This window comes from Acinetobacter sp. 24-47-39 (assembly GCF_056783825.1).
Genome location: NZ_JBWYIP010000006.1, coordinates 82207 through 100475 on the forward strand (window position 1 = coordinate 82207; position 18269 = coordinate 100475).

Annotated in this window: 13 protein-coding genes and 8 tRNA genes; 13 read left to right on the plus strand and 8 right to left on the minus strand. The window is 39.0% G+C overall.

The window, feature by feature from the left end:
* The first annotated feature begins 28 nt into the window (after nucleotides 1-28).
* The gene (locus AC1M9C_RS07135) at nucleotides 29-1648 is read left to right on the plus strand and encodes a methyl-accepting chemotaxis protein (protein ID WP_481587275.1); all 1620 of its coding nucleotides are present in this window, start codon (nucleotides 29-31) and stop codon (nucleotides 1646-1648) included.
* A 7-nt stretch (nucleotides 1649-1655) separates the two neighbouring features.
* Nucleotides 1656-5714: a hybrid sensor histidine kinase/response regulator gene (locus tag AC1M9C_RS07140; RefSeq protein ID WP_481953441.1), complete on the plus strand. Its 4059-nt coding sequence runs from the start codon at nucleotides 1656-1658 to the stop codon at nucleotides 5712-5714.
* A gap of 72 nt (nucleotides 5715-5786) precedes the next feature.
* On the opposite strand, the gene dapE is transcribed toward AC1M9C_RS07140, so the two are convergent.
* The 3 genes from dapE to AC1M9C_RS07155 all read right to left on the minus strand — a co-directional run bounded on the left by dapE (nucleotide 5787) and on the right by AC1M9C_RS07155 (nucleotide 8183).
* Nucleotides 5787-6920, minus strand: a complete 1134-nt coding sequence (gene dapE, locus AC1M9C_RS07145; protein WP_035269063.1) for a succinyl-diaminopimelate desuccinylase — start codon at nucleotides 6918-6920, stop codon at nucleotides 5787-5789.
* Between the two features lie 138 nt (nucleotides 6921-7058).
* Nucleotides 7059-7211 carry an entericidin A/B family lipoprotein gene (locus AC1M9C_RS07150; RefSeq protein ID WP_092766976.1) on the minus strand — a complete coding sequence of 51 codons (153 nt, stop codon included), beginning with the start codon at nucleotides 7209-7211 and terminating at the stop codon, nucleotides 7059-7061.
* Between the two features lie 126 nt (nucleotides 7212-7337).
* Nucleotides 7338-8183, minus strand: a complete 846-nt coding sequence (locus AC1M9C_RS07155; RefSeq protein ID WP_481589088.1) for a DUF1853 family protein — start codon at nucleotides 8181-8183, stop codon at nucleotides 7338-7340.
* Between the two features lie 99 nt (nucleotides 8184-8282).
* Between AC1M9C_RS07155 and AC1M9C_RS07160 the strand changes: the two genes are divergently transcribed.
* From AC1M9C_RS07160 to AC1M9C_RS07210, 11 genes are all read left to right on the plus strand, one after another.
* Nucleotides 8283-8651, plus strand: coding sequence for a YbaN family protein (locus AC1M9C_RS07160; protein WP_035269059.1), 369 nt, complete (start codon nucleotides 8283-8285; stop codon nucleotides 8649-8651).
* 36 nt (nucleotides 8652-8687) lie between these two features.
* Complete coding sequence (gene elsL / locus AC1M9C_RS07165; RefSeq protein ID WP_481587272.1) at nucleotides 8688-9215, plus strand: cell wall-recycling L,D-carboxypeptidase ElsL; 528 nt, start codon at nucleotides 8688-8690, stop codon at nucleotides 9213-9215.
* Nucleotides 9216-9427: 212 nt separating this feature from the next.
* Nucleotides 9428-9503, plus strand: a tRNA-Val gene (locus AC1M9C_RS07170).
* A gap of 22 nt (nucleotides 9504-9525) precedes the next feature.
* Nucleotides 9526-9602 (plus strand) — tRNA-Asp (locus AC1M9C_RS07175).
* Between the two features lie 50 nt (nucleotides 9603-9652).
* Nucleotides 9653-9729: transfer RNA gene (locus AC1M9C_RS07180), tRNA-Asp, on the plus strand.
* A 22-nt stretch (nucleotides 9730-9751) separates the two neighbouring features.
* Nucleotides 9752-9827 (plus strand) — tRNA-Val (locus AC1M9C_RS07185).
* A 13-nt stretch (nucleotides 9828-9840) separates the two neighbouring features.
* Nucleotides 9841-9917: transfer RNA gene (locus AC1M9C_RS07190), tRNA-Asp, on the plus strand.
* A 23-nt stretch (nucleotides 9918-9940) separates the two neighbouring features.
* Nucleotides 9941-10016 (plus strand) — tRNA-Val (locus tag AC1M9C_RS07195).
* Nucleotides 10017-10067: 51 nt separating this feature from the next.
* Nucleotides 10068-10144 (plus strand) — tRNA-Asp (locus AC1M9C_RS07200).
* A gap of 92 nt (nucleotides 10145-10236) precedes the next feature.
* Nucleotides 10237-10312: transfer RNA gene (locus tag AC1M9C_RS07205), tRNA-Val, on the plus strand.
* 76 nt (nucleotides 10313-10388) lie between these two features.
* Nucleotides 10389-10859, plus strand: a complete 471-nt coding sequence (locus tag AC1M9C_RS07210; RefSeq protein WP_179999352.1) for a DUF2750 domain-containing protein — start codon at nucleotides 10389-10391, stop codon at nucleotides 10857-10859.
* A 5-nt stretch (nucleotides 10860-10864) separates the two neighbouring features.
* On the opposite strand, the gene AC1M9C_RS07215 is transcribed toward AC1M9C_RS07210, so the two are convergent.
* The 5 genes from AC1M9C_RS07215 to AC1M9C_RS07235 form a co-directional block, all read right to left on the minus strand.
* Nucleotides 10865-11647: a YdcF family protein gene (locus AC1M9C_RS07215; RefSeq protein WP_481953442.1), complete on the minus strand. Its 783-nt coding sequence runs from the start codon at nucleotides 11645-11647 to the stop codon at nucleotides 10865-10867.
* Between the two features lie 100 nt (nucleotides 11648-11747).
* Nucleotides 11748-14345: a PepSY domain-containing protein gene (locus tag AC1M9C_RS07220; protein WP_481953443.1), complete on the minus strand. Its 2598-nt coding sequence runs from the start codon at nucleotides 14343-14345 to the stop codon at nucleotides 11748-11750.
* Between the two features lie 155 nt (nucleotides 14346-14500).
* Nucleotides 14501-15061: a YcxB family protein gene (locus AC1M9C_RS07225; protein WP_481953444.1), complete on the minus strand. Its 561-nt coding sequence runs from the start codon at nucleotides 15059-15061 to the stop codon at nucleotides 14501-14503.
* A gap of 101 nt (nucleotides 15062-15162) precedes the next feature.
* Nucleotides 15163-17337, minus strand: a complete 2175-nt coding sequence (gene yccS / locus AC1M9C_RS07230) for a YccS family putative transporter (protein WP_481953445.1) — start codon at nucleotides 17335-17337, stop codon at nucleotides 15163-15165.
* 147 nt (nucleotides 17338-17484) lie between these two features.
* Nucleotides 17485-18192 carry a nitroreductase gene (locus AC1M9C_RS07235; protein WP_481607730.1) on the minus strand — a complete coding sequence of 236 codons (708 nt, stop codon included), beginning with the start codon at nucleotides 18190-18192 and terminating at the stop codon, nucleotides 17485-17487.
* Nucleotides 18193-18269: the final 77 nt, after the last annotated feature.

Below are 18269 nucleotides of genomic sequence, written 5' to 3' on the forward strand. Positions count from 1 at the left end.
GTCAGCAATAGTTTTTTGGGGGAGCTGAGTGAGTTTACGGTTAAAAAAGACCAGTCGGAATGTGAATGATTCAGATTCCAACACACAGGGATGGAAAGCTTCACTTAAGTTAAAACTTGAACAGTTTTCAGAGCTGTTTGGGCAATCTGCCCAAACGAAGTCTTATTTAATCATGGCTATTATTAGCCTCGTTTGTGCTTTTCTGATTTTATTGTTTCTCATGTTTAATCTCCCACGTACGGTGGAGCAAAGTCGTGGGGTGGGGGAACTGAAATATCTCAATCAAATGATGATTATTCAGATTCAACAGTTTGAGGATAATCCTACAGATTACACATTACAGATTCTCAAAAACTCTCAGCTTATTTTTAGTTCACAACTTGAAAATGTAAAATCAGTTTATTTTTATAGTCCGGCTTTAAATGAAGTAGATCGACTATGGTTAGAGTCTCAAAGCAATATCACGGAGTCTCAGTTACAAAAAATTCAAGTTGCTCTCAATGAAATTCGCACAGGTTCTACGTGGTTACTGATTTTACTGTCACTTTTATTGTTGATTAGTTTATCGAGCTTCACCTTTGCTGTAATTAAACTTTTTATTTTGAGAAGCCAAGAAGATCGTCTGCGTTTGATTGAGCTAGTGGATAAAGATAAGAAGAATCAAACCGCGATTTATCGGCTTTTAGATGAAATTGGAGATTTAGCTGAAGGCGATTTGACCAAATATGCTGCGGTTTCTGCAGATTTTACGGGGACAATCGCGGATTCAATTAATGTAGCGATAGATCATTTACGTGATTTGGTGATGAGAATTAATCAGGCTTCTCAACAAGTTACCCAATATATTCATCAAACTCAGCATATGAGTTCACAATTGGCTCAATCTTCAGAGCTGCAAGCTCGTGAAATCCAAAATACATCGCTCGCCATTCATGACATGGCAGACTCAATTGATCACGTTTCTGAAAATGCAGCGCAATCTGCAAAAGTTGCTCAGCGCGCGGTACTTATCGCAGCGAAGGGTGGGGAAGTGGTTGAACGATCAATAGATGGAATGGATCAAATACGAGGGCAGATTCAAGAAACATCTAAAAAAATTAAAAGGCTGGGTGAATCTACTCAAGAGATTGGAAACTTTGTTGCAACCATTGAAGACATTGCAGGGCAAACGCATCTGTTGGCATTAAATGCAGCCATTCAAGCCGCAATGGCTGGCGATGCTGGACGAGGTTTCGCTGGTGTTGCTGATGAGGTGCAGCGTTTAGCTGAACGTTCAACTGCTGCGACCAAACATATTGAGATATTAGTAAAAAATATTCAATTAGATACGCATGAGGCTGTTCGCTCTATGGAGCAAACAACTTCTGAGGTGGTTAAGGGGACTGGACTTGCTCAAGATGCAGGAGCAGCACTTGCAGATATTCAGTTGATTTCAAAACAGTTGGCTCAACTGATTGCGAATATTTCAGCATCTTCAAAAGTTCAGTCAGCTGCTGCGGGGCAAATTGCGAAAACAATGTCGCTTGTGCAAGATGTCACACGAGAAAATCACGCTTCAACCTTAGATACTGCTCAATCGATAGCAGAACTCACTCAAATGGCTGATTCTTTAAGGAAATCAGTTGCAAACTTTAAATTACCTGAGTGATTGAGCCATGAAAAATAATAATCCTAATAAAATACAATTATATCTTTCAGAAGCACTCTATCGTGCATATATAGATATGCAGCTTCCTCAGGATGAATTAAATTTTGAAGATGAGGAGCTTATTACCACCTTTGCTGAAGAGCTTAAGGAATTACTTCTAGAAATATCAGAAAATTTTCAAGTCTTATCGAATGATTTAGAACAGGTAAATATTTGGCAAGCATTGCGCCGTAATTTTCATACCTTAAAGGGTTCAGGTCGAATGCTTGGATTCAACTCAGTTTCTGAGCTTGCATGGACCGTTGAGACAATACTGAATATTAGGCTTGATCAGCAACGTTCATGGAGTCAACTGGTCCTTGAGTATGTTGAGCTGATCTCTCGTATATATCGCTACATCATTGTGCCTAGTTTAATAGTGAAACAAGCGATTCAATTAGATGTTAAACCTCTATTGCTTTTAGGTCGGCAATTAGAACATTCAAATATCATAGATCAATCATTGCATCCTTTGTTGGCGATCAACGCTCATCTCACACAGCTAGATCTATATTTCAGGATTGAATGTCATTGTTTGAGTGACTCAAATTCACTCTCAGCAGCAGCCACAATTGAGAATACTCAAATATGGGATAACGAGGTTCTGCAAAGTTTTTATGCTGAAGCTTCAGAACAATTGAAATCCCTGCAAGATATGTTAGATAAATCCAATCAACAATTTCAGGTGGATACGCTTGCACGTGTTGTCCATTCTCTCAGGGGGAGTTCTGCAATTGTTGGACTTGAGAAAATTGAAGTATTGAGTCAGTCATTCGAAAAAATAATACAACGTAATCCATCTCTTGATGCCAACAATAAACAATTGCAAGCACTCACAACGCAGTATATTGATTTAATCAAGTATTACTTAGAAAGCTTGCAAACAACAGGTGACAACGTAACGAGGCAACAACAGTTTCAGGCATTAGAGCATACATTTTTAATCGCATTGAGAGACTTCTCAGAACAGATTACACAGAACGATCCAAATCTTGATCCGCAAGAGTTACTCAAGAAAATTGTAGATTTGGGTGTAGAAGATGTTTTCCTTATAGATACCTTTGTACAAGATGGTATTTCTAACCTCGTTAGCTCTACACGTACTACTGAACGTTCGACCTTACTGAGTCAACAACTCAGTTCAATTGCTAAATTTGCCATTAAAGTTGATTTTGATCTCCTTCAAAAAATTTCAGAAATTTTGAGTTCAATTCACTCCAACATTGCAAGAGAACCGAATTCAATTGCCTACTCAAATGTCCAGCGAGTTTTACAACAAGGGCATGAAAAACTCTTAGAAATATTTGATGAACTTGCTATAGGTCAATTGGCTCAAAATAATGAGGCTTCTCAGCAGCTATTAGGTGATTTAAAACAACTTAATCATGAATACTTCAGCTTTTCCAATCAATCAAATTGCATTTCCACTATAGAGCAGGAGAGCGAAGTATCTGCTCGCTCCTTAGATGAAACAATTCTGACATTACTCAATATAGATTACGCACTCAAAGATTCAGCGAAAGCAAAACAGGGCTTAGATCGCGAAGTAAGTGGTTTTTTTGTCGAGGAAGCGGAAGAAATCTTGTCTCAAATCGAAGACTTGTTCAATACATGGTTAGAGTATCAAGAAGATGCTACGTGTATCCAAAAAATTATGCGGCAATTGCACACGTTGAAAGGTGGTGCATACATGTTGCAAGCAGATTACTTTGCAAATCTAATCCATGAGCTTGAATCTGTATATATTCAACTCATTTCAGAGCATCAAATTGATATAAAAAGTTTCATTATTTTGATTAAAGCCTTACAGCAGGATTTGGTACGGCGTGTCAATATCATTAAAGTTGAGTCTGTCGATTATCCGGTGGAGCAGGCATCAAGGCTTATTCAGGGTTTAATTGAGCTTGGACATTTAAATCTTAAGGGTGGTGACTCGAAGCTGAACTTAGTACATTCGATGCAAAATGATATCAGTCACCACATGTCTTCAGATTTTAGTATTCATTCAACTTTATCAGCGGACCTTGAAACCAATTTAAGAGATTTAGTCACTACGCATAATAATTCATCAAAGTTTGACTCTTCTTCCATTCAGCAAAACTCACATCAGAATGAACCATCTAACGCTAAGGAGAGTGTTTTACCGCCTCCAATGAGTGGCAATTTGCAAAAGTTTGTGCAATCTGCCGTAGCGAACGAGACACTATCAGTCTCTACTGCTGTAATTGAAGCAACCCTTAATTTGATTGGGGAGGATTTGATTCAACGTTCGCAAGTCGAAGTAGAATTAAAATCATATCGGTCAAATTTGGTAGAAATGGATCAAACCATTCAGCGCCTTACTTCACAATTGAGACGGATGGAAGGGGAATTAGAATCCCAAATTTTATTACAACGTAGATCACATAATTCCGCCGAGCATGGATTTGATCCCTTAGAAATGGATCAATATTCATCACTTAATCAACTCTCAAAATCAATATCAGAGTCAACATCAGACTTGTTAGATATCAGAAACTCTCTGCATGAAAAGCTTCAATCTGCAGAAAGTATATTGATTCAGCAGGCAAGAATACAAAACAACATCCAACACTCGTTGATGCGTACTCGTGTCGTACCATTCAAGACGATAAAAATGCGTCTTGAACGCTTATGCAAGCAACTTTCGATGAATCTGAATAAATCTGTTCAGTTACAGATTGAACATGCAGACATCGAATTAGATCGTAGTATTCTTGAAAAGTTGATCACCTCACTTGAGCATATTCTGCGTAATGCGATTGATCACGGAATTGAGTCAGCAGAACAGCGGTTGAAATTAAATAAACCTGAACAAGCAGTCATGCAACTGACACTGGTGAATCATCACAATGAGCTGAGTATTTTGATCAAGGATGATGGTCGAGGAATTGATTCACAAGAGATTAAGCAAAAAGCTGTTGAATTTGGTTGGCTCAATACTGAACGGGATTATTCTGAAACTGAACTATTACAATTGATTTTTAGACCAGGCTTTACCACTGCTGCAAAATTAACAACCGTTTCAGGACGTGGTGTCGGTTTAGATGTCGTTAAAAGTGAAATACAGGCACTGGGTGGGCATGTTCATGTTTCTTCGGAAAGAGGACAAGGAACTTGTTTTGAAATCAGAATTCCTAAATCTTCAATTATTACAGAAGCATTGATGGTAAAAGTTGCGGACCAATTCTTTGCCTTACCGTTACATCAAATACAACGTGTTGAAATGATCGATAGACATGATTTAAATCACGCGAAACAACAGAGTCAGTTGTTGAGAGTGCATGAAGCAAGTTATCAATTAAACGATTTGGCTGACTTCGTGTTGTTAAATCAAAATATAAAAAGAAATTCACCATATTCAGAAACCCAAAAAGTTCCAGTGATTTTGGTGAATATGCACCAGTCTCAACCTGTGGCTTTATTCGTTGATGAAGTCTTAGGAACTAATTCACAAATTATTGTGAAACAGACTGGGAGGCTGATCCATCAAATTGATTATCTCAGCGGTGTAACCATTATGGGTAGTGGAGAAATTTGCCCAATTTTAAATGTAAATCGTGTGGTTCAATATCTCACTCAGCAGGATTGGTCTATACATCTAGAGTCGAAGCCCTCTAATTTAGAGCATGACAATGAAGCACCTACGATTTTAGTGGTTGATGATTCGGTCACAGTCCGTAAAGTGACATCTAAACTACTTGAGCGTTATGGTTACCAGATTGTCACAGCTACAGATGGCATTGAAGCACTTGAATATTTACAGTATTCAACACCTGCCTTAATGTTAATTGATGTTGAAATGCCAAGAATGGATGGTTTTGAAGTGATGCAATGGCTGAGAAATCAACCACATTTGCAGAACTTACCTGTGGTTATGATCACTTCACGGGTGGGGGATAAGCATAAACAACATGCTCTTGAACTTGGTGTATCGGCTTATATGGGTAAACCTTTCCAAGAAGCAGTGTTGATTGAGCAGATCAACCAGCTTTTAAAACAGGATTGAAGTATTTTAAGCGAATTAAAAAAGGATGCATTCGCATCCTTTTTTATATTTCATTGCTCTTAAATTTTAATGTTATGCCAATAGCTCAATTAAGATTTTTTCATAAATTTCAGCCAAAGGTTCCAAATGTGCGATTTCAACATGCTCATTAATCTGGTGGATCGTGGCATTAAGTACTCCCAGTTCGAGAACCTGAGCTCCAGTTGGTGCGATAAAGCGGCCATCTGATGTACCACCACTGGTTGATAATTCTGTTGTCGTACCAGTCACATCCAAAATCGCTTTTTTGGCAGCATTGACGAGCTCTCCAACAGGGGTAAGGAATGGTAAACCTGATAGTGTCCACTCGATATCATACTCAACGCCGTGGCGATCTAAAATTTCATGTGTACGTGCTTTTAATTCATCAGCAGTAACTTCTGTAGAATAGCGGAAGTTAAATAATAAGTTCATCGTGCCAGGCACAACATTGGTTGCACCCGTTCCAGCAGAAATATTCGAGATTTGGAAAGACGTTGCAGGGAAATACTCATTGCCTTGATCCCATTCTGTCTCACATAATTCAGCAATTGCTTTTGAGGCTGTATGAATTGGGTTAATGGCCAAATGTGGATAGGCCACATGCCCTTGCTTACCTTTCACTGTTAAATTGGCATTGAGAGACCCACGACGGCCATTTTTAACAATATCACCTAAAGTATTCGTACTTGACGGTTCACCAACTAAACACCATGTCATTTTTTCTTGGCGTGCTTCTAAAGTTTCTACAACTTTCACTGTTCCATTGATAGATGGACCTTCTTCATCTGAAGTGATCAAAAAAGCAATCGAACCTTTGTGGTCTGGATGCTTAGCAACGAAACGTTCAGAGGCAATTACCATGGCTGCCAACGCCGTTTTCATATCTGCACTGCCACGCCCGTATAACTTTCCATCTCTAATTTCTGGGGCGAATGGATCGGAGTTCCACGCTTCTAGATTGCCTGTAGGAACAACATCAGTATGACCCGCAAAACAAAACACAGGTGATTCAGTCCCGCGACGAGCCCATAAGTTATCTACATCTTCAAAACGCATATTTTCAATGTTAAAACCAATCTTTGATAATCGATCAGCCATAATATTTTGACAGTTATGATCGACTGGAGTCACTGAAGGTTGGCGAAGTAATTGTAAGCTTAAATCGAGTGTTGCAGATTGGGTCATGGAAAGAAATCGAATTGGTCAAAGTCGAACTATCATAAAGTATGTTGAATTTGATGCAAAATATTAATCATTCAAGGGAATCAAATTTAAATAAAAAAAGCCCTATTAAAAAATAGGGCTTTTAGCTTCAACTTCGAATTAGTTGTTACGAATTTCGTTTGAAGTTTTTTCAGCAGTATTTGTTACAGTTTCCCCAGCTTTTGAAACGTCTTGTCCAAAACCTTTGAATGTATTACAACCAGTTAATACAAATGCAACTACGAATGAAGCGGCTAATACTTTTTTCATCATTATCTCCAATGATTGTAAATTATTTTGATGCTTAATCAGAATAAAAATTAATCATTTAGAAGAATATGAGAGTTTTATTATCAGAATGTTATTAATTGTATTCGATACATTTTTTTATTACACGAACTACACGTAAGGAAGCTTTAATGCTGGTTGACGGTACATATAAAACTGATTTGTCTGTACATTGTGATAAAGCCCATTGCTCCACCAATGTGCTTCATTTGAAGTCTGACTCGCATTCGGACAAATCCATTCCTGTCTTTCCAGTCGATAAAAAGATGATCGTAATTGATGTCCCCATGTGCCTATACGACGATGTGGGCTGACCCAGTTGGGTAAGGTTTGAAGTTCGGTATGATACGGAAAGTAGAGTTGACCTTTCATCACCGCAATTTTTCGATCAATTTTATAAGTATTGGCTTGAGTAAATTGAAATTGCTTTTGCGTAAAATGATTGAGCTTTCTAAATAGAGTGTCGCTTCGATTTAATCCGTACCAATGTTGAAGTTGAAAGTCTTGTTCTGCTAAATAAAATTTCAGTGCAACTTCCCATTGTTCAATTTCTTGGGTGTGATGATTTAATATCACAAAGTCAATTTCACCCAAAGTATGGCGGCCGTCAATGATTTGAACACTGTGATCTAACAGCGAAAAATCAGCTTGATCGCGTTGATCATCTTGCAGCCAGAACCACATTAAATATTCAAAGCGCAAACCTAGACGCGTACTTTTAAGTTGCTGAATAAAATCAATCAGCTCTTGAGGGTTTTGATCTAGATCATGCAGTCTGGAGATATATTTTTCGTACTGAGTTTGCCAAAATTGTTCATGGTGCAATTCAAAAGGATGAACGATCGTTAATTCTTTAGGCGCAAAACGAATAATATTAGGACTTGCGATGACAAAAGCCAGTTGACGTACAATTGTATGATGAAAGTTCTGCCATGGCTCATAAAAATCAGATTGCACCGTTTCTCCAACTAGAATTCAAAATTGAAAATAAATTTACAATCAGACACTACCACAAAAGCATATATACTAGTGAGATTCAACTGAATGAGTTGCGGTATGAAAATCGTGTTTTGGCGGAGCTTGGTCATTATTTTTGTGACTCTAGGTTTTATTGGTGCGCTATTGCCAGGATTGCCAACCACAGTCTTTTTAATTCTTGCCGCATGGGCTGCTTCAAAAGGTTGGCCACAGGTTGATGATTGGCTACTCAATCATCCTAAATATGGACCAACACTGCGAAATTGGCGTGAGCATGGCACGGTTCCACGCAAAGCAAAATGGCTCGCCTCGATGATGATGTTGATCAGCGGTATTCTTATGCTTTATACCAATGCTCCTGATTTAGTAAAAATTTTTACGAATCTCACCATGCTAATTGTCGCGATTTGGTTGTGGTTAAGACCTGAATCAAAAAATATTGTTTAAATAAATGATTAAAAATAATTTAACGCTGAGTTTTGTATGAACCCAAATCTTGAAAGTTATACCCTAAGTCAGGCGGATATCCTGATTGATATGGCGAAACAAGTTCTATATGTACCACGTATGAAAAAAAGCTATTTGGTGTCTACTGGATTGAACGGTATAGGTGAACAGGAAAATTCAGGTAAAACACCAAGAGGATGGCATCGCATTGAACAAAAAATTGGCGATGACCACCCAATCAATGCTGTTTTTAAAGCACGTATTTGGACTGGGGAGATCTATGATGTGGAACTTGGTGAGCAATCTCCAGAACGTGACTGGATTCTAACTCGAATTCTTTGGTTAGCAGGTTTAGAACCTGGTTTTAATCAAGGGGAGGGTTGTGATACCTATAATCGATATATCTATATTCATGGTACGCCAGAGTCAGAACCTTTAGGTATTCCTAAATCACATGGATGTATTCGAATGCACAGTGCAGATGTCATTGAGCTATTTGATATATTGGACGAAGGCGCTTTAGTCTATATTTCAGAACAAGAGATCCAATTGGATCAAATTTAAATCAGAATCGTAAAATGTGTTGTGATAAAAACTTTGAATAAAAATAAAAACATATCTCTAATCTGGCAAATAATAGACAAAAAAGCGATTTTTCAAGAGAAATGATCTATTTTTTAATCATTCAAACTGAAAAACTGAGAAACCTGTAGAAAAGCGTTTGACAGTATCTGAGGATTCTCTATAATGCACCACACAAACGATGAAGTCGTAAAGGGCGCTTAGCTCAGTTGGTAGAGCGTCTGCCTTACAAGCAGAATGTCGGCGGTTCGATCCCGTCAGCGCCCACCAAGCCTTTACGTTAAGTTTTAGTGCAGCGGTAGTTCAGTTGGTTAGAATATCGGCCTGTCACGCCGAGGGTCGCGGGTTCGAGTCCCGTCCGCTGCGCCACTATTAAACTTAATAGATTGTTTGTACTTTAATAGAGATATTACATAAGTGCAGCGGTAGTTCAGTTGGTTAGAATATCGGCCTGTCACGCCGAGGGTCGCGGGTTCGAGTCCCGTCCGCTGCGCCAATCTATGTAATGACCTTATTAAGGGCGCTTAGCTCAGTTGGTAGAGCGTCTGCCTTACAAGCAGAATGTCGGCGGTTCGATCCCGTCAGCGCCCACCAGATTTTTTGTGATGCAGCGGTAGTTCAGTTGGTTAGAATATCGGCCTGTCACGCCGAGGGTCGCGGGTTCGAGTCCCGTCCGCTGCGCCATCCTAAAAATCAAAGCCTAATAAGGGCGCTTAGCTCAGTTGGTAGAGCGTCTGCCTTACAAGCAGAATGTCGGCGGTTCGATCCCGTCAGCGCCCACCATATTCAAGCTGTAAAGCTTATATGACCCTAATTGCGTAAGCAGTTGCCGTTGCAGCGGTAGTTCAGTTGGTTAGAATATCGGCCTGTCACGCCGAGGGTCGCGGGTTCGAGTCCCGTCCGCTGCGCCATTTTCTAGATCCCTTGTCTAGATATGATGGTTTAAATCAGCAAGATTTCTTTCTTGCATCTTAAAAATAGCGGTGCTATTTTTATTCCTCAAGGGCGCTTAGCTCAGTTGGTAGAGCGTCTGCCTTACAAGCAGAATGTCGGCGGTTCGATCCCGTCAGCGCCCACCATATTCTTTCTATAAAATGTCTTTTAAGTTTCTATAATTTATATAAAATATGATGAATTCATGTTTATAATAGAATTATGAGAAATCCATACCAGCGTAAGCCTTCAAGTACCTCTATTGCCTCTACAGTTGTCTCTCCAAAAGAACAATACCAACAATTTATGGAAACAATTGTCGCTCAGGCTAAAGTTTATAGTTTATATAATGATGGCTGGGCATTGTGCTCCACTCCATCTGGTCAGCGCACGCTTGCTGTTTGGCAAAGTAAAGGTATGGCACAATTATTGGTTCGTGATAAGTGGGAAAAATATCATGTGGAGGAAATCCAACTGATACCATTTATTGAACAAGTTGTTCCTTATATTCGACAACACAATACTCATTTGTCACTTAACTTGATGCCAGAAGGTCAAAATGTTTTGGTATCGGGGCGACAATTTCTAATTGACCTAAAAGCTTATCTATACCAGTTATCGATTGATCAACCTGAAAAATTAAATAAAGAAGGGGTTCCTTCGCCTCGAAAAATCCGAATACATGATAAATAAAAAATTTAGTATTCTCTTAAGATCCAGCCACTAATATAAGCAAAATATTCTCTAAGCCATGCGTTATATCGTGTGGCTAAAGGAGTTTCAGCACTGACTGATGTGATTTGGGTATAACCTTGAAATCGGGCAATGGCTGCAGCACGTGGTGTATGAAAATCACTAGTCACAACTACAATATGACTATTTTGGTTTAAATCTATTCTGTTTAGCAGCGGAACACTGTTTTTTAAATTGAGTTCGGTGCTGGTGCTTTGACTTTCTTCAACTATACGCTGTGGGTGAATAAGATATTTGTCGATCAAATATGCTTTCATCACTGCAGCTTCAGTAATTTTCTGATCAAATCCCAAACCGCCAGTCACAATAACAAAACTATTGGGATATTGAGCGGCGATCGTTGCACCTTGGTCTAATCGAGCCTGAAGCGTTGGGGAGGGTTGGTTATTGATTAAACCACTACCCAAAATAATAATCGCATCAGGTGGTGTATTTATGATGGGGGAATGATTTGATTTAGCTAAAAAATAAAAAAAAATAGCCAAGCTGATTAACCAGATGGAAAAAATTGTCCATCCCATTTTCCAAAACAAGTTAAAGTTAGAATGATTCAAACGGTAGTGTTGGATTTTCCTATTAAAAAGTAGACATACAATGATCACTATGCCAATAAATGCTGGAAGTACAGTACCCAAATGAATTTTATTTTGACTCATTAAAATGATTCCATCGATTAATAGTATCAATGCTATTAACCAAGCGAAAAATTTTAAAATCTTTATATACATTGGATGTCATCACTAGTGGGAAATGAGAAAAAGTATATCGCATAAAAAAACCGAGCAGATTAAATAAAAATCGTGCTCGGTTCTGATCATAATAACCGTGTTAGTAAACGTCTCTACGGTAGCGACCAGCTTGTCTTAATTCATCTACAGTAGTTTCACCTAAGATTTCAACTAAGGCTAGATCAACATCGCTTGCCATACCATTGATACTGCCGCACACATAGATGACAGCACCTTGATGAATCCATTTAACGACTTCATCCGCATTTTGGCGCAGAATATGGTGTACATAGACTTTTTCTGGTTGGTCTCGAGAGAACGCAAGATCAATACGCTTTAACATCGCTGTATTTTGCCAAGCTTCGATTGTTTCTTTATAAAAGAAATCATGTTCGCGTTGACGTTCACCGAAGATGAGCCAGTTGTCAGTGTAGTCCAAGCGTACGCGAGCTGAAATCAAGCTCATTAGCCCTGCGATCCCTGTCCCGTTACCGATACAGATAATCGGTCGATTATCATCAATTAAATGGAATGATTCATTGGTTCGAATACGAAGTTGTACCTGAGCACCAACCGCAACATGATGTGTTAACCAGCCTGAGCCTAAGCCGAGTTGCTGCTGTTCATCACGTTGTTGACGTACCACCAATCGCATCATGCCTTGAGTCGGAATACTAGCAATCGAATATTCACGAGTAGGTAAATTTTCAAGCTGCTCAACGAGTTCTTCAGCTGTAGCAAATGGCTGAATCTCGCTATTTAAATTTTTATTCCACAGGCTTTCAACTAAGGTTTGACCTGTAGTTGTGAGAACTAAAGCCTCATCTAAGTTGTGCTGTTGTAAAAATGCTTGAATACGTTCAATGCTATTGCCGGGTTGAATTTCCGCAATATCTCCAGCTTGCCAGATCGCGTCGTGATCAGACTCAAGCTCTAAATTATAAGCAGGTTGACCCAAACTGTTTGGATTGAGCAGTGTGCGTTTTTGCAGTTTCCATTGATCAAAGACTTTATCAATAGATAATGTTGCTAATTCCAAATGAGCAGCTTGTGCGAGTGCATCTGTCCAATTTTGAATATCTTGGTTATTGGCATTGTCTACTTCAATTACCTTAAAGAGCGGAGTTGCACCAGATGCATTGAACCAATCATAGATACGATGACCAAAACTACAATAAGTGTCAGGATATTCACGTGAACCAAGTGCCATAACTGCAAATTGAACATGACTTAGATTCAGTGGATGAGACATTAATTTCTTTTCAATACTTGCAGCTAAGTCAGGAGCTTCACCTGTACCATAAGTACTTGCGACCACCAGAATTTGAGATGCTGTTTGTAGCTCATTAGTGGTCAGGCTTTGCACTGATTTAACAGTAACGGGTTGGCGTGCTGATTGCAGAATTGAAGCTGTACGCCAAGCCAATTGCTCGGATACACCAGTTTGACTTGCATAAGCGATGAGCCAAGGTTTAGCATTTGGATCAACATCAACCACTGCTAAATTTTGCTTCGCTTCAAGGGTCAATTGTTTTTGCTTGCGGCGTTTGAGGTAGAGCATCCAGCCCGTCACAAAGAATAACGGCATAGCGAGTGCAGCTAACATCGCGAAGAACTGGTAAATAGGACCAAAGAAGCTGCCACGGTGTACAGGTAACATGCTGCTCATGATTTTTTCATTGAGCTTTTTGTCTTCATACAATTCAACATCTTTCAATAGATTCGTATTTAAGTCGACAGTCGCTTTGTTACGAGCACGTTCATGTTGCGGAACAGGATCAACGAAACTCAGTTCTAATTCACCGTTTGCACGTTTAGGAATGGTGAAGGTTACGGAAGAAAATTGATTTTTAAACTGTTGATTAAAAGTAGACCAAGATTGGTTGAGCGCAAATTGAATCTGTTCTGTTTGGAGTGATTTACGCTCTTCACGTCCTTCACGTCCTTCACGTCCTTCACGTCCTTCACGTTGAGCGTTTGGTCCAGTGTTTGAACCAGGGCCACCCGCTTGCATTTGGGGTTGCGGGCGCTCAACACCAAGCACTTTAAACATGCCGTTGCGCCACCAGTCATATGACCAATATAAACCTGTACAAGCCAACATGAGATAGAAAATAGCCACCCATGTTCCAACGACTGCGTGTAAATCCCAAATAAAGTTTCGACCTTTTAATTTGGGTTTAACTGAAAACCATTGTTTGAAACTGTGTTTTTTCGGCCAACGTAGATATAAGCCACTGAGGACAAAGAAAATAAGAATCAGTGTACATGCACCGGTAATTTGTTTTCCAACTGGTCCGACTGTCAAGTTGCGATGAAGTTGTTGTACGAATGCAAAGAATTTTCGACCTTTAATTTCAGGAAGTAATTCAGCACTGTAGGGGTTGATCATCATGGTCAAACCACGACGTTCGCCTTCCTTCGCAACATTGATACTCGATGAGTCAGTAGGTTGAGCAGCAATTGTAATGCTATTGATTTTAAGATCAGGATGCTCCTGCTGGAAATGTTGATAAATTTCAGCTGGCGTTAATTTTGGGCGTTGTTCAGCAACAACTGTATAACTTTCCTGATTGATCAGCTTGATAATTTGCTGCTCATACGAATATATTGCCCCAGTGACACCCATAAGTGCCAAAATAAGGCCTGCTGTTATTCCGAAAAACCAGTGTAACTGGAAAAATATTTTCTTGAACATAAGGGTCTGAGTAAATTGGAATTTTTGAATGGTGCGATTATAACCTAACTCAAAAAAAGTGGAATGTATTTGAAGATAATATTTATTCTCATTCTCATATAAAAAATTGTGATAAAAAAACCTCCAAAGTTGGAGGTTTTAATATAAAGCCGTATTTACAGTGATTTTGGCTCACCAACGCTTTCTTTAAGATGTTTACGGATGGTCTCGAAAGAGAAATTTTTGCTGTTCATTCGTTTTGGCAGGATATAAGCACCTTGCTGACCTTTAACTTTAAAGTTCACCAAAATGAAATCTGACGTGTTATACCACTCATAGATATCTTTCCAACCAATTGAACCTACACCTTCTTGTAGTCCCATTTTTTGACGCATCACGATACCATGAGGCTGAACACCTAATTTAATTCCAGTAATTTCTTGTACTGGAAACTCATTCATTTTACGTTTAGCGTACCATTCTAGTCCAAACTTTCGCACTAAAAAGTATGTCAGCACACAGACTAAAGCCACCCAGCAAAATACAGTAGAGTAATTTTTAATAAAAATTAGACCCAAAATTGCAAGCGCAGTAATTGCACCCATAATAGCCCAAGCTTTAGTTCCAATTTTATTTGTGCTGCGCCAGATTGCGAGTTGCGCATGGCGTTGTTCAGCTTCAGTAACCTCGTAAGGAACGGGTTGTAAAGTGTAGGCGTATAAGTTTTTTGCAGTCATAGTTTCGTTAACAAAATGTATATATCTGAGCAGAGTTTAGCATTAAATTAATACAATCAGGGAGTATATTGTACTAATTTACTGCCTTGAAAATTCAACATTTACAGTGATGCCAATGCGCTGGATTGAGTATCATGTTCATGACTTAAACTTTGTTTTAAGGTACTTAATCGTCTTAATACACCAAGCATTAAAGAAAGTTGCTGTAAAACAATCAATGATTTATGTGAATCCTGATCATCTTTATTCAAACGTTCACGAATCGCGGACTCCAAATTTGTCAGATTTAGCTCAGGGAATTCATCTCGCAAAAAAGCACCTTGGATATCATTTAACGCTTGTTGAAGTAGTTCTAATGTTGACTGATCTTGAATTTTTTCACGATGTGCACCTAGCGCAGCAATATAGCTGATAAATGTATGATTGAGACAGAGGAACTCAAATGCTAAAGCTTTTTGTGTTGGATCAAAATCAGGTTCTGTTGCTAATGTCGATATGAGTGATGCAACATCCGCATCACGATTATGTGCAGTGCGGCGGACTACGCGGTAGTTCAAACTGTTATTACGTCCATGATGATACTGTTGTACGACTTCAGTAAGATACTGGCATTGAGCTTCAAGTGAACGTCTGATTGAATGGGGGAGTCGTCTGAATTTCCAATCTGGAAAAATAAAGCTCACCCCAAACCATGCCAATGCACAGCCAATTAAAGTATCTAACATTCGAGGAAATGCCGCTTGAAAACCTAAACCGTCCAAATTGAAATTAATTAAGGCTAAGATCGTAATAAAGGCAGTGGCTTGCGCATATTGCTTACTGCGTAATTCAAAAAATAGTACACCACTCACAATTAATAATAAAAGTTGACCTTCGACAGAAGGAACGAAATACAGAATTGCAAAACCAAGAATAATGCCACCAAGTGTTCCCATGATCCTGAGTCTTAGTCGACGTTTTGTGGCGTTGAAGTTTGGTTGACTAACAAATAGGGCTGTTAACAGTACCCAATAACCGTATTCGATATTGGTGACTTGAACAAAAACATATCCGATGAAAAGTACGATGGAAACACGAATTGCATGTCGAAAGAGTACGGATTCAGGGGTTAAATTTTGTTTGATACGAGAAACGATATCTTCCCAACCTTTCAGATCGTCATCTTTAAGTTGGTTTTCTAAATGTTTAGTGCGGTCAAATTTAATATGCCGTTCAGTTTCAAGATTTCGTAATTGAGCATCGATGGCTTTTAAGTTCTGGAGTAAGGCAAAAAGAGCATTAACCCAGATAAGATCATGTTTTTGTTCATCACGGATTTTTTCTAATGACTTTCTGAGATTACTAAATGCATGTTCAAAACGTGGATTATGCTGGTAAGTTGTGCGATTTAAGATGCTTTCACTTAAATCTTTACATGCTTTTGCTTGCAGTGTAAGAATACGTTGGAAGCGAAATAAAATATCACTATGTTCAAAGGCTTTGGTTAATTGTTGATAATCAATATGTGCCGAGTCAGCTCGCTCGTGAATGTCCTGTGCAATAAAATAATATTGTAAGCTGCGACGGGTATCACTTTGACCACGATCTCCTTTTAATCGGGTAAGGAGTGTGGTTTTCATATCATTGAAAATACCTACTAATTTCCCATTTTCCAGCGACAAGCTGATCATACTTTTTTGGTAGCTATTTGCTGTCATATCCACATCAAAGAGATTAGATTTAGCAAAAAGGAAATCACCGAGTGAAGAATAGCTTTTCGAGAGCTGATCTTGAACTTGTCGAGCTGGAAAAATTAAGAAACTAAGCGTAGACAAAATCCCATACCAAATGGCACCAATCACCAAAAGACTGGGTTGCATGTACCATCCGTCAAAAATATCAACACCTAGCATGGCATAGACAGAAATCACTAAGCAACCATATGAGATGGTGGCATAACGTCTGCCTAATGAGCCCAGTAAAATGAGACCAATACAAGAGATGATCAGACCTGAAGCAAAAAGTACAGGATATGGGAATAACAGTTGAACAGAAGCTGCCGCAATAAAGAAACCAATATAGGTATAAATCAGATTCATGATACGTACTGAGAAGCGATCATCGATGTCGCTCAGCCCAGCAGCAACAACCCCTAATGTTAATGGGATCGTCATTAATTGCTGATCTAACAGATAGGGAATAAACGCGGTACCTGCGAAAGCTACGATCATCCGCAGGTTATACATAAATGAAGTATTATAGGTCGCTTTTTTAAGCTGAATCAGCCATTTGTTCAAACCAGAATCCTTTATGAATAGAGGATAGGGGGAGATGAATATAAGTTGAATATTCATCTAATTTAAATAGGGATTATATGCTTGAAATTAACTGTTTGTCTTTATAAAACCACCCTAACTGAATGAGCGTTTTGATCCTTAAAAAAATCAGTCTTCCAAGAAAACAGCAAACTCTTCAACTGGAACTCGAGGTGTTCTGAAAGTATTCACAAGCGCATCTGGGTCGGCATAGCCTAAAGCCATCCCACAAACGAGTTCTTCGTTGGCAGGAGCATCCAGAACATCAGTGACGATTTGATGAAAATGATTCCATGCCGCTTGAGGGCATGTATCTAAACCACGTGCTTTTGCTGCAAGCATAACATTTTGAATCATCATGGAAATATCCATTTTAGACCCAATGCCCATGGCTTTATCCACGGTAAAGAAAATGCCAACAGGTGCATCAAACAATTGATAGTTTCTGAGATGTTGTGCAGCCATCTTATCCTTTTCACCTTTTTGAATGCCCAGCAATCCATAAAGTCCCCAACCATTTTCACGACGACGATCGATATACGGGGAAATCCATGTTTCTGGATAATAAGCAAAAGTCTCTGTGTATTGTTGAGTAAGTTCAGGGTTTTGATAAAGTTGCATTTGTGCATGACAAACTTGATCAATTAACCGTTGACGACGTGCGCCTGTCACCACATAGACTTTCCAGGGTTGAGTATTTGTGCCAGAAGGTGCTCTTGATGCGACTTCTAAGATTTCTTGGATAAGTTTTGTGTCTACGGGGTGATCTAAAAAGGCACGTATAGATTGGCGGCCAGTGATCACTTCATCAACGGCTTGAGTATGTTCTGTGGACATTGCAACTCCTATTTGAATAATTATGGATGATCCATGATGTCTCTACGACTAAGGTATAATTTTGAATATGCTTTTAA